General features: G+C 60.3%; 9 protein-coding genes, 4 tRNA genes and 1 pseudogene. 4 read left to right on the top strand and 10 right to left on the bottom strand.

Going from position 1 to position 11952, the window contains the following annotated elements; all coding sequences use genetic code 11:
- Positions 1 to 33: 33 nt before the first annotated feature.
- The 4 genes from C9422_RS05610 to C9422_RS05595 all read right to left on the bottom strand — a co-directional run bounded on the left by C9422_RS05610 (position 34) and on the right by C9422_RS05595 (position 446).
- Positions 34 to 109, bottom strand: a tRNA-Gly gene (locus C9422_RS05610).
- 3 nt (positions 110 to 112) lie between these two features.
- Positions 113 to 188 (bottom strand) — tRNA-Glu (locus C9422_RS05605).
- Positions 189 to 292: 104 nt separating this feature from the next.
- Positions 293 to 368 (bottom strand) — tRNA-Gly (locus C9422_RS05600).
- A 2-nt stretch (positions 369 to 370) separates the two neighbouring features.
- Positions 371 to 446, bottom strand: a tRNA-Glu gene (locus tag C9422_RS05595).
- 383 nt (positions 447 to 829) lie between these two features.
- Between C9422_RS05595 and C9422_RS05590 the strand changes: the two genes are divergently transcribed.
- On the top strand, positions 830 to 1588 hold the full coding sequence (locus C9422_RS05590; RefSeq protein WP_178082413.1) for a hypothetical protein: 759 nt from the start codon (positions 830 to 832) through the stop codon (positions 1586 to 1588).
- 168 nt (positions 1589 to 1756) lie between these two features.
- On the opposite strand, the gene C9422_RS32830 is transcribed toward C9422_RS05590, so the two are convergent.
- The 4 genes and pseudogenes from C9422_RS32830 to C9422_RS05570 form a co-directional block, all read right to left on the bottom strand.
- Positions 1757 to 2620: a methyl-accepting chemotaxis protein gene (locus C9422_RS32830; protein WP_371317843.1), complete on the bottom strand. Its 864-nt coding sequence runs from the start codon at positions 2618 to 2620 to the stop codon at positions 1757 to 1759.
- Positions 2615 to 3682: pseudogene (locus C9422_RS32825) on the bottom strand (HAMP domain-containing protein); the annotation flags it as partial. The gene C9422_RS32830 and the pseudogene C9422_RS32825, both read right to left, overlap by 6 nt.
- A gap of 147 nt (positions 3683 to 3829) precedes the next feature.
- On the bottom strand, positions 3830 to 5215 hold the full coding sequence (locus C9422_RS05580) for a PLP-dependent aminotransferase family protein (protein ID WP_116579950.1): 1386 nt from the start codon (positions 5213 to 5215) through the stop codon (positions 3830 to 3832).
- A 279-nt stretch (positions 5216 to 5494) separates the two neighbouring features.
- Positions 5495 to 6256: an SDR family oxidoreductase gene (locus C9422_RS05570; RefSeq protein ID WP_116579949.1), complete on the bottom strand. Its 762-nt coding sequence runs from the start codon at positions 6254 to 6256 to the stop codon at positions 5495 to 5497.
- Positions 6257 to 6492: 236 nt separating this feature from the next.
- Here C9422_RS05570 and C9422_RS05565 point away from each other — a divergent pair, with 236 nt between their 5' ends.
- A complete protein-coding gene (locus C9422_RS05565) occupies positions 6493 to 7497 on the top strand; it encodes an NADP-dependent oxidoreductase (RefSeq protein ID WP_116579948.1) in 1005 nt (334 codons plus the stop codon).
- Positions 7498 to 7789: 292 nt separating this feature from the next.
- Here the strand turns inward: C9422_RS05565 and C9422_RS05560 are convergent, their stop codons facing one another.
- Both C9422_RS05560 and pyrF read right to left on the bottom strand, forming a co-directional pair.
- Positions 7790 to 8848 (bottom strand): IS110 family transposase, encoded by a 1059-nt coding sequence (locus C9422_RS05560; RefSeq protein ID WP_116580127.1) that lies wholly within the window; start codon positions 8846 to 8848, stop codon positions 7790 to 7792.
- A 171-nt stretch (positions 8849 to 9019) separates the two neighbouring features.
- On the bottom strand, positions 9020 to 9718 hold the full coding sequence (pyrF, locus tag C9422_RS05555; protein ID WP_165824752.1) for an orotidine-5'-phosphate decarboxylase: 699 nt from the start codon (positions 9716 to 9718) through the stop codon (positions 9020 to 9022).
- Positions 9719 to 10014: 296 nt separating this feature from the next.
- On the opposite strand from pyrF, the gene C9422_RS05550 reads away from it, so the two are divergent.
- The gene (locus C9422_RS05550) at positions 10015 to 10773 is read left to right on the top strand and encodes a response regulator (protein WP_104449037.1); all 759 of its coding nucleotides are present in this window, start codon (positions 10015 to 10017) and stop codon (positions 10771 to 10773) included.
- Positions 10773 to 11822: a HAMP domain-containing sensor histidine kinase gene (locus C9422_RS05545; RefSeq protein WP_116579946.1), complete on the top strand. Its 1050-nt coding sequence runs from the start codon at positions 10773 to 10775 to the stop codon at positions 11820 to 11822. Before C9422_RS05550 ends, C9422_RS05545 begins: the two co-directional genes overlap by 1 nt.
- Positions 11823 to 11952 lie beyond the last annotated feature (130 nt).

Below are 11952 nucleotides of genomic sequence, written 5' to 3'. Positions count from 1 at the left end.
ACGCCGCTCAATGAGCGGCGTTTTTGTTAAATATGGAGCGGGAAACGAGACTCGAACTCGCGACCCCGACCTTGGCAAGGTCGTGCTCTACCAACTGAGCTATTCCCGCAAATGGCGTCCCCTAGGGGACTCGAACCCCTGTTACCGCCGTGAAAGGGCGGTGTCCTAGGCCACTAGACGAAGGGGACACGCTGCCCGGAACACATGGTGTGTGTTTCGGTGCCCAGATCCGCATCCGAAGACTTGGTTCTGGTTTCACTCAGCCCTGCCCGAAAGCAACGCTGTTTAAAATTGGAGCGGGAAACGAGACTCGAACTCGCGACCCCGACCTTGGCAAGGTCGTGCTCTACCAACTGAGCTATTCCCGCATTGGCGTCCCCTAGGGGACTCGAACCCCTGTTACCGCCGTGAAAGGGCGGTGTCCTAGGCCACTAGACGAAGGGGACACACTACAACATTCACTCCCTGCTTCGTTTCGCTGTGTGCTTTACGCTGCAAGTGGCGCGCATTCTATGGATGGATTGAGAGGTCGTCAACCCCCTGATATAAATTTATTTAAATCAATGACTTCGCCCTGCTTTTGGACGCCATTGCGGTTTTTCCGCTGCCCGGTGTTTGACGCCTATATTCTGGCACCCGCCAAGGCGTTATAGTCCTCCAGTGATGGCAATCTGTATATCGCGTGCCACCATTTATAGAAGCAAGGCTGCGGCCGATATAGGCGCAGGCATGTCCGATCCAACCCGTCATACGGGCCTAGGCGCTCAAATGCCAAGCCACTAGACTCGCATGCGTACCCTAAAAAGAGGTCTTACCGGTGACGCCACTCATGATCACCCTGCTAGTTGTAGCCGGGATCGCACTGTTGATCGCCATTGGCTACATGAACCATGTGGTGGAAAACAACAAGCTGGAAAAGGCCCGTACCAAGATTGAACTCAATGATCGTCTGCGTCGCTGCGGAGAAATCACCGAGACTTTCCCCGGCCAGTTGATGACCCCGGCACTCAAACTGTTGTTGGCCCGCCTGGAACTGAACGTCTGCCAGCGCCTGCTCAACCTGGAAAAATCCAGTGCCAACCTCAAGGCACGGATCGCCGAACTGGAGGTCCTTGTCGGCCAGGGTGAATCGATCCCGGTCAACAATCCGCCGGCACCGATCCAGACCGAAGCCAAGGCCAAGGATGTGCGTTTCCTGCTCGAAGCCCTGCACGGGCAAATCACCCGCGCGGCACAGGACGGCTTCCTGCCACCTAACGAAGCCAAGCGCTGGATTCGTGAAGTGCGCCACATCCTGGTGCTGCTGCACATCGAGTTCTTCAACAACCTCGGCCAGCACTCCCTGCAACAGAACCAGCCAGGGCAGGCTCGCCTGGCATTCGAGCGCGGCGTGCAATACCTGCGCAAGCAACAGGAACCACAGGTCTACGCCGAGCAACTGGAATACCTGGAAAAACTCCTGGCCCGCGCCAATGACCAGGTCATGGATCGTATTGCGCCGGTCGAAGGCGAGGTCAACCAATTGACCGAAGGCCTCAAAGACGTCGAAGCTGACGCGGACTGGAAAAAGAAAGTGATCTACGACTGATCAGCGAAAACAGAAAAGCCACCGCAAGGTGGCTTTTTTTTGTTCTTCTGTAGGAGCCGCCGGTCGACGCTCGATTGCTCGCGATGGACTCCAGAACACCGCGCTCACCCAGTCAACGCGCGTTGTCTTTGCGGCCATCGCGAGCAATCGAGCGTCGACCGGCTGCTCCTACAGCCTGAAATGCCCCACCATCCCCTTCAACTCAACCCCCAGTTGCGCCAACTCGATGCTGGAGGCGGCATTGCCCTGCATCGCCAGCGATGATTGATCGGCACTGGCGCGAATACTGGTGACGCTGCGGTTGATCTCTTCGGCCACCGAGCTCTGCTCCTCGGCCGCCGCGGCGATCTGCTGATTCATCTGCTGGATCAACGATACCGCCGCTGCGATACTTCCCAGTGCGCTCTCGGTCTGCAAGGCATCGCTGACCGCCAGCTTCACCAACTCGCCACTGCTCTGGATCTGCTGCACCGACGACTGCGCCGCCGAGCGCAAAGCGCTGACCAGGCGTTCGATTTCCTCGGTCGATTGCTGGGTTCGCCTGGCCAGTGCACGCACTTCATCGGCCACCACCGCAAAGCCCCTGCCCTGCTCACCCGCCCGGGCCGCTTCGATCGCCGCGTTCAATGCCAGCAGGTTGGTCTGCTCCGCCACGCTTTTGATCACACTCAAGACCGTGCCGATGTTCTGGATTTCCGCACTCAGGCTTTCAATGCTCGAACTGGCCGAGTTGGCCGAGTCCGCCAACTGCTCGATCCGCGCCATGCTCTGGCGCACCACCTGCTGACCACTTTCAACCTTGCCGTCAGCCGTTTGCGCCGCCAGGGCTGCTTCCTCTGCGTTGCGCGCGACATCATGCACCGTGGCCGTCATCTGATTCATCGCAGTGGCGACCTGCTCGGTTTCCTCTTTCTGCGTGCTGACTTCGAGATTGGTCTGTTCAGTCACTGCCGACAGCGATTGGGCGGAAGTGGCCAACTGTTCGATACCCGACTGCAAGCCGCTGACGATATGGCTGAGCCCCGCGGCCATTTGTTGCATGGCCTGCATCAACTGGCCAATTTCGTCACGACGGGTCACGTCAATGGTTGCACTCAAATCCCCTGAGGCTATCTGCTGCGCCACCTGGATCACACTGCGCAGCGGCGCCACGATCAACCGGGTGATGAACCATGCAGCAACCAGCCCGACCAGCAACGCCAGAGCGGAGGAGCCAAGGATCAGCATCGAGTTCTTTTTCAGTTCGGCCTGCATCGCCTGGTCTTCAGCGACATAAGCCTGATCCACCCGCTCAACCACTTGGGCTGCGCGTTGGTGCAACTGTTGATAAACGGTTTTTTCCTGTTCCAGCAGGCCGGTGTACTCGGCGAGCTTGTCACTGAAACCGGCGATATGACCCGTCACCTCGTTGAGGACGGTCTGGTAACCCTCGTCCTTGACCGTGGTCTTGAGCTGCTCGGCCTGGGCCAATGCCTGGCTGGCCTGTTCGATCTTGCCCTGCCCGGCGCTGTCGTCGCCTTTGCGGCTTTGATCCAGGCGCACGCGCGCTTCATTCATGGCTTGCAGCATCAAGCGTGAAACCTGGCTGACCTGACCGGCCTGCTCGATGAACTGTGCACCGTCCTTGCCTTCGGAATCTTTCAGCGTATAAGCGCCGTCATCGGCGAGCCCGGATTGCAATACATCAAGATTATTGGCCACGCTGGACACCGACCAACTGGCCATTTCCAGCGCCAGGTCCTTGGCCTGGGTGAGCGAGACAAACTCGTCGAAGGCCTTGCGATAGGCACCCAGGGACTGTTCGACATCATTCATCACCGGCACATTGGCCGCCGACGCGGCCTTGAGCTGGCCGGCCAGAGCGATCAAGCCATCGACGCCCTCGTGCAAGGCATCGACGGTTTTCGGATTGCCGTGCAAGGCGTATTCCTGCTCCAGCAGCCGTACCTTGAGCAAACCGCTGTTGAGCGATGACATTTGCTTGAGCCCGTCGAAGCGCTGGCTGATGGTTTGCAGGGACCAAACGCCAATGCCCGCCACCAGCGCAGTCAACAACAGCACCAGGACAAACCCGATACCCAGTTTTTTCGCCATACCGAGGTTGGCAAAACGTCCTTGCACGGCCGAATTCATTGCACTTAGTCCCCTGCCAAAGTCTGTAGACGCAGATTCGCAACGGGCCAGTGGCAACACAAGGCTCTGGCGCCGGAATAATGGCCAAAAGCTACGCCAACGTCGCTTTCAGAACGCTTGAGGTCGATCCCGAGCAGTGGCTTGAAAGAACGCACGGGCACGCGGGTCGCAGGCATAGGCCACATTGATACGCTGCCAGTCACTGGCCCCACCCGAGGAATTGAAGGCCGTCTTCGATGACAACACCACACCCAGACGCCGTGCCCGGGCCAGCACCTGATCGTAGTCGGACATTCGTGATCGCGCCCAGATAAACAGGCCTCCCGCCGGTTTGCCGAAGACTTCCCATTCGGCATCCTCGAGCATTTGCAACACCGCCAGCCGGTCGTTGTTCAAGCGTTGGCGCTGACGTTGCACCAGTTTGCCGTAGGCACCGTTCGCCAACAGGCACGTCAGCACCGACTCGCAAAATCGTGAGGCGCCTATGCCAGAGATCATTTTGACCTCGGCCAGACGCGTAATGAGTGCGCAATCGGCCACCACGAAACCGACCCGCAAGGAACTGCTGAGGGTCTTGGAATAGCTGCCCACGTAGATCACGTTGTTGTCCAGCGCAGCCAGTCGCGTACCGCAACCGCTGCGCAAATCCGCATAGACGTCGTCCTCGATCACCTGCACGCCAAAGGCCCTGGCCAGTTGTAGCACGCGACGCGCCACCCCGGGTGAAAGGTTGCTGCCGGTCGGGTTGTGAAAGAAGCTATTGATGAGCAATCCTTGAGGCCGGTGCTTGGCCAGCACCGACTCGAGCACGTCCACGTCCGGCCCGCGCGGTGTTCGCGGCACCTCGACCATGTGGATGCCGTGCAGCCTGAGCAGATCGAACAGCAGCGGATAACCGGGACTCTCCACGACCACACAATCACCGGCCTTGAACAGTGTCCGCACAATCAGGTCGAGCCCCTGACTGGCCCCCGCGGTGGTCATGATCCGGTTGTCCTGTACCGGGATGTCCAGCTGCCTGAGGCGCTTGAGTATCTGTTGCCGCAAGGCTGGCAAACCCAGCGGCGTGCTGTAGTTGAACAGACTGGCCGTATCGGTACGACTGACTTGCCGGATCGCGTAGATCAGATCGTCGGTCTCGCGCCAGCTTTCAGGCAGCCCGCCACAGCCCAGCCTCAACTCACCCGACCAAGGCCCGTACTCGGGTTCGGCCCCCTCAAACCACACAGGCTCATGCCTTGCGTTCGTGACCGATGCCGGGGCGGCGACTGTATAGCCAGCCCCATGACCTGACACCAGCATCCCCTGCGTCACCAGGCGTTCACAGGCCTGAGCGACGCTGGACTGACTAAGCAAATTGATCCGCGCAATCTGTCGCACCGAAGGCAGGCGCGTACCGGGCGATACCCCGCTGGAATGAAGCCAGCCGGTCAGTGCGTCAACAATTTGCTGTACGACGGGCACCAGCGCCTGTCGGTCGATTCTCAACTCCATGAGCAAGCAAACTCCTGTTGATTTTGCCGGAAGCAGTTAATCACAGGAGGGTTCGAAGGCATGTGCGACAACGCCGCCAAAACCATTCGATCTAATTATTTGAAACACATTGCCCGGCCCCTTTGTGGAACCAAAAAAACCTGTGGGAGCGGCGGTGCGGCGATCCGACTTGCTCGCGAAGAGGGCGTGTCAGTCGACATATTTATTGATTGATCCACCGCATTCGCGAGCAAGCCCGCTCCCACAGGTTCCATGTTTTCTGCATTGTGGAGTGCAGTTTCAGAACGCTGTCACGCCACCGTCCACGGCCAATGAGTGCCCTGTGGTGAAGGCCGCGCCATCGCTGCACAGATACAGCACCGCGCTGGCGATCTCTTCGACCTTGCCGATGCGACCGACCGGGTGCATGGCGTTGGCGAACTCGGCTTTTTTCGGGTCGGCTTCATAAGCGCGACGGAACATGTCGGTGTCGATCACCGCCGGGCACACGGCGTTGACCCGGATCTTTTTCTTGGCGTACTCAATGGCCGCCGATTTGGTCAGGCCGATCACCGCGTGCTTGGAAGCTGCGTAGATGCTCATTTTCGGCGCTGCCCCGAGGCCCGCCACCGAAGCCGTATTGACGATCGCGCCGCCCCCTTGCGCCAGCAGCAGTGGCAACTGGTACTTCATGCACAGCCAGACGCCTTTGACGTTGACGCCCATGATCGCGTCGAACTCGTCGAGCGAACCGTCGGCCAGCTTGCCTTTCTCAATTTCGATACCGGCATTGTTGAAGGCATAGTCGAGACGACCGTAAGTATTGATCACCTCCTCCATCAGATTTTTCACATCGTTTTCCAGGGTGACGTTGCAGCGCACGAAGGTCGCCTCGCCACCGGCCGCACGAATGAGCGCCACCGTGCCCTCGCCACCCGCCGTGTCCATATCGGCTACTACGACCTTAAGGCCCTCGGCGGCAAATGCCTGGGCGGTCGCGCGGCCAATACCGGCTGCCCCGCCGGTCACCACCACCACCTGGCCGGAAAACGTCATGCTCATTGTTATGTCCTCGAAGAGAAGTAAGCGGGGAATCGCACAGCGCCAGTCTAGCCATGGAGGTGCTGAACGCGGCAGCACTATCAGGACTCCGGTTGTGCGCCCATGAGTTGCAGTGATGGAACTGCCGTACCAACTATCACTGCACTGGATCAACCTGCATTCGCCGCATCAGCCGAACTTGCGGCATCGGCGCTGACCGGCTATCAACAAAGCTTCATTCATCTTGAGTGCCTGTCATGACCTCCCAGACCAATCGCCAATTCCTGCTCGCCAAACGTCCGGTTGGCGCGGCGACCCGCGAGACATTCACCTACCAGGAAGTACCGGTCGGCGAGCCGGCGGCGGGCCAGATCCTGGTCGAAAACCAATACCTGTCCCTGGACCCGGCCATGCGTGGCTGGATGAACGAGGGCAAGTCCTACATCCCGCCGGTCGGGCTCGGCGAAGTCATGCGCGCCTTGGGTGTGGGCAAAGTCATCGCGTCGAACAATCCGGGCTTCGCAGTTGGGGACCACGTTAACGGCGCCCTCGGTGTGCAGGACTTTTTCCTGGGTGAGCCGCGAGGCTTCTACAAGGTCGATCCAAAACTGGCACCGTTGCCCCGTTACCTGTCGGCACTGGGCATGACCGGGATGACGGCGTACTTCGCCCTGCTCGACGTCGGCGCGCCGAAGACCGGTGACACCGTGGTGCTGTCGGGTGCGGCGGGCGCCGTGGGCAGCATTGCCGGGCAGATCGCCAAGATCAAAGGCTGCCGGGTGGTTGGCATCGCCGGCGGCGCGGACAAGTGCAAGTTTTTGATCGATGAACTGGGTTTCGACGGTGCTATCGACTACAAGAGCGAAGACGTCCTCGCCGGCCTCAAGCGCGAGTGCCCGAAAGGTGTCGACGTGTATTTCGATAATGTGGGTGGCGACATTCTCGACGCGGTGTTGAGCCGCCTGAACATGAAGGCGCGAGTGGTGATTTGCGGCGCCATCAGCCAGTACAACAACAAGGAAGCGGTCAAGGGGCCGGCCAATTACCTGTCGCTGCTGGTCAACCGCGCACGCATGGAAGGTTTTGTGGTGATGGACTACGCCGCCCAATACGCCAGCGCCGCCCAGGAAATGGCCGGCTGGATGGCCAAGGGACAACTCAAGAGCAAGGAAGACATCGTCGAAGGACTGGAGACGTTCCCGGAGACGCTGATGAAATTGTTCAACGGCGAGAATTTCGGGAAGCTGGTGCTGAAGGTTTAAAAACGATAGATCAAAAGATCGCAGGCTGCGCCAGCTCCTATGTATGGACTCGCCCCCACTTTCAACCTGCTTCTAAACACTGCTGCCCGGTTGCATCTATGTATCAGGCCTGTTCGAGGAAGCCTTGAACGGCTTCTGGCCAACATTGGATAAGCGCGCGGTATGCCGATTACAGTGAGGCCTCAAGGGCCGGTAGGAGCCCAGGCATCAATCCGCGACGGTCTGACCTGGGGTCAATGTTTTTTAGCATGGGTTGGAGCGGCTTAACGCCCCGGCGGCAGAACGCTATGGATCAGTGACTCATCGCCACCTCGGGGCCGTTGCCCGGCCAGCGACGATAAGTCTGATCGTTTTGTAGTAGTACCCAGAGAATGCGCAGGTTGCGGTTGGCCAATCGCACTGCCGCCTCCTTGCGCCCCAGGCGGGAGATCCAACGCTGTAGACGTTGGTCGTCCGGCTGCTGTGAGTCAGATCGTATCTGCCTTAAAACAGCATGGGCGCCCTGGATCGCCAGGCTGCGCAAGTAGGCATCGCCATGTTTGCACATCTTGCCCAGCCGGATTTTATCGCCGCTGCTGTGCTGGTTGGGCACCAACCCGAAGTACGCGGCAAACTGCCGGGCGTTGGCGAAGCGTTCAGGCTCGGTCTGCTTGGCCAGCAGCGCCGTGGCGATGATTGGACCAACACCGCGCACAGTCATCAGCCGCCTCGCTATCTCACTCTCTTTCGCCGCCGTTTCCAGTCGGCCGGTCAGTACGTTGACGCGTTCACCCAGTTGACTCCATTCACCCAGCAGTTCGGCGATCAGCTCGCGCAGTAGATCGGGCAATGGCTGGGTAACATCTGCCAATATCCGAGGCACGAGCTGGCTGATCGCCATTTCGCCCTGCGCCAGAGCCACGCCATGTTCCAGCAGCAAACCGCGCATCTGATTGCCCACCGCCGTGCGTCGCCGTATATATCCCTGTCGAGCTCGGTGCAGTGCCTGCATCGCGAGCGCCGCCGGGCTCTTGACCGGAACGGCTGAAATCGTGCTATCGCGGCCTGCACGCAGGATAGCGAACGCATCGTTGTGATCATTTTTCGGGCCACAGCGATGTTTGGCAACAAGCTGGGCCGGCAGGATGCGGACCGGATTGCCCTGTATTTGCAGTAACCGCGCCCACGCCTGAGCGCCTGGCCCGGTTTCCACCAAGACCGTCACACGCTCGGGAAGCTTGTGCAGAAATACCTGGAAGGCCTCGCGGGACTTGATGCGATCCTCGAATTTTACCTGGCCGAGAGCATCCTCCCCGGCGACCTGAAAGACCTTTTTTGCAAGATCTACCGCAACGGTCGTGCACGCCGACACGTCGGCTGACAAAGACTGATTGAACATCGTATGCTTTTTCATGGCCTCGCCCTCGCTGTCGTTGGCTTCTATAAGAATGCCACCGCGGCGCACAGACGCCTCGGCTTGGGCGAGTCCATTTAATTACAGGAAAACGCGATCCATGTAGGAGCTGCCGAAGGCTGCGATCTTTTAAGCGAGTTCGGCCACTACGTCGGCCAACGCCTTCGCCGGATCCGCCGCCTGGCTGATCGGACGGCCGATCACCAGATAATCGGAACCTGCATCCAGTGCCTGACGTGGGGTGAGGATGCGGCGCTGATCGTCTTGGGCACTGCCCGCCGGACGAATCCCCGGGGTCACCAGTTGCAGCGACGGATGTGCCGATTTCAGCGCCTGGGCTTCCAGGGCCGAGCACACCAGTCCGTCCATACCGGCTTTTTCCGCCAGGGCGGCCAGGCGCAGGACCTGCTCTTGCGGCTCGATGTCCAGACCGATGCCTGCCAGATCTTCACGCTCCATGCTGGTCAACACGGTCACGCCGATCAGCAGTGGTTTGGGACCGCTACGCTGATCCAGCACTTCACGGCACGCGGCCATCATGCGCAGGCCGCCGGAGCAATGCACGTTGACCATCCACACGCCCATTTCCGCAGCGGCCTTGACGGCCATCGCGGTGGTGTTCGGGATGTCGTGGAACTTGAGGTCCAGGAACACTTCGAAACCCTTGTCGCGCAGAGTGCCGACGATTTCCGAAGCGCAGCTGGTGAAGAGTTCTTTACCGACTTTGACCCGGCACAGCTTCGGGTCCAACTGATCGGCCAGCTTCAGTGCGGCGTCACGGGTAGGGAAATCCAGGGCGACGATGATAGGCGTCTGGCAGGCGGACATGAGTAGGCTCTCAGGCAAGTCGAAATCGGCGCGCATTGTAGCGGAACCAGCGCCGCTGCGGGACCCGATGATCGGTAAATCGTCGAGACGGCTCAAGCAAGACTAGCCCCCGAGGCCATTGTGTCGAGTTCGATACACACACGACACGCCCGCAACACCCGGGCCGGCTACCCTCGGCAACCGCAACGGGTCCCTGCAACAGCCCTTCCCGCCTCAGGGCCGGACGCCTATGCTGGAACCACAACCTCGCAGCCTATCTTTGTGGTTGGCAGCCTACCTGGCAGATGAACGCACGCATGCACAACACCCAAGCACCCGTGAACGACGACCAAAAGACGCCCGGTGACGACAAACGCTGGAGCATTCGCGCCCTGATCGTCGACGATGACGTGCCGATCCGCGAATTGATGATCGACTATCTGGCCCGGTTCAACATCCACGCCAGCGGCGTCACCGATGGCGCCGCAATGCGCCAGGCGATGCAGGCGGAGCATTTCGACGTGGTGGTACTCGACCTGATGCTGCCCGGCGAAGACGGCCTGTCGCTGTGCCGCTGGCTGCGCGCCGAGTCGGACATCCCGATCCTGATGCTCACCGCCCGCTGCGAACCCACCGACCGGATCATCGGCCTCGAACTGGGCGCCGACGACTACATGGCCAAGCCGTTCGAGCCCCGCGAGCTGGTGGCGCGAATCCAGACCATCTTGCGTCGGGTGCGCGATGACCGCAGCGAACAGCGGGCGAACATTCGCTTCGACAATTGGCGCCTGAACAGCGTGCTGCGGCAGCTGATTGCCGACGATGGCCTGGTGGTGCCGCTGTCCAATGCCGAATTCCGCCTGCTCTGGGTGTTTATCGAACGTCCGCGCCGGGTGCTCAGCCGTGAACAACTGCTGGACGCCGCCCGCGGTCGTTCGATCGAAGCCTTTGACCGCAGCATCGACCTGCTGGTATCGCGCCTGCGCCAGAAACTCGGCGACGATCCCAAGGCTCCGCAGTTGATCAAGACCGTTCGTGGCGAGGGTTACCTGTTCGATGCCCGAGACATCGGCTGATGCGCGGGCGCTTCGATACCCTGTTCGGCCGCCTGTTTGGCGTGTTGTTGCTGGCGATTATCCTCGCGCATCTGCTGGCCTTTGCCTGGTTTCACCATTACGGCCCGCCGCCACCGCCGCCTCCACCAGAGTTTTCCGAAGGCCTGGACGGGCCACGCCCGCCACTGGACCCAAACCTCGAGAAGCGGCCGCCACGGCCGTGGTTCGGCGGCCCCCTGGTGCCACTGACCTTTCAATTGGTCTCGCTGATCATTGCCGCCTGGTATGGCGCCAAACTGCTGAGCCGGCCAATCCAGCGCCTGAGCGACGCAGCCGAGCGCTTGAGCGAGAACCTCGACAGCCCGCCGCTGGAAGAGTCGGGGCCACGGGAAGCGCGGCAAGCGGCGCACACCTTCAACAAAATGCAGCAGCGCATCCTTGAACAGGTCAAGCAGCGCTCACGCATGCTCGGCGCCGTGTCCCACGACCTGCGCACGCCGCTGTCGCGCCTCAAGCTGCGGCTGGAGAAAATCGACGACGACAGGCTGCAAGGCCAGATGCGCCAGGACCTCGACGACATGATCAACATGCTCGACGCCACCCTCACCTACCTGCATGAACAGCGCACCAGCGAAGCCCCACAGTGGATGGACGTGCAGGCGCTGGTGGAGTCCCTGAGTGAAAATGCCCAGGACCAGGGCGCAGACGTGCAGGCCAGCGGTCACTGTGCCCCGCTGCAAGTGCAGCCGATGGCCCTGCGCTCCTGCATCAACAACCTGATGGACAATGCCCTGCGCTATGCCGGGCAGGCGCTGATCACCCTGGATGACCATCGTGAACACCTGGTGATCCGGGTCATCGACCATGGCCCGGGTATCGCCACTGAACAACGTGAAGCGGTGTTCGAACCCTTCTTTCGCCTTGAAGGCTCGCGCAATCGCAACTCCGGCGGCGTTGGCCTGGGCATGACCATTGCGCGTGAGGCGGCGCAACGAATGGGCGGCCAGTTAACCTTGGAAGAGACGCCTGGTGGCGGCCTGACGGCCGTGATTCGCCTGCTGCGTACCTGATTCCCCTACAGAGCCCGCCGCGATCGGCCTCGTTGTCTGGTGGTGCACGTGCTCCCTTGTAGGAGCTGCCGGAGGCTGCGATCTTTTGATTTTGCTTTTGCGATCTGGAGATTGCTGAAGATCAAGATCA

This window comes from Pseudomonas sp. B1(2018) (genome assembly GCF_003097365.1).
Lineage (GTDB): Bacteria > Pseudomonadota > Gammaproteobacteria > Pseudomonadales > Pseudomonadaceae > Aquipseudomonas > Aquipseudomonas laurylsulfatiphila.
The sequence above is the reverse complement of the archived record's forward strand: the minus strand, read 5'-3'. Positions and strand labels throughout refer to the sequence as shown.

Coding starts and splice junctions, on each gene's coding strand:
- C9422_RS05550 (WP_104449037.1), top strand. CDS start 10,015: ATGCACAACACCCAAGCACCCGTGAACGACGACCAAAAGACGCCCGGT.
- pyrF (WP_165824752.1), bottom strand. CDS start 9,718: ATGTCCGCCTGCCAGACGCCTATCATCGTCGCCCTGGATTTCCCTACC.
- C9422_RS05590 (WP_178082413.1), top strand. CDS start 830: ATGATCACCCTGCTAGTTGTAGCCGGGATCGCACTGTTGATCGCCATT.
- C9422_RS32830 (WP_371317843.1), bottom strand. CDS start 2,620: ATGGCCGCGGGGCTCAGCCATATCGTCAGCGGCTTGCAGTCGGGTATC.
- C9422_RS05570 (WP_116579949.1), bottom strand. CDS start 6,256: ATGAGCATGACGTTTTCCGGCCAGGTGGTGGTGGTGACCGGCGGGGCA.
- C9422_RS05565 (WP_116579948.1), top strand. CDS start 6,493: ATGACCTCCCAGACCAATCGCCAATTCCTGCTCGCCAAACGTCCGGTT.
- C9422_RS05545 (WP_116579946.1), top strand. CDS start 10,773: ATGCGCGGGCGCTTCGATACCCTGTTCGGCCGCCTGTTTGGCGTGTTG.
- C9422_RS05580 (WP_116579950.1), bottom strand. CDS start 5,215: ATGGAGTTGAGAATCGACCGACAGGCGCTGGTGCCCGTCGTACAGCAA.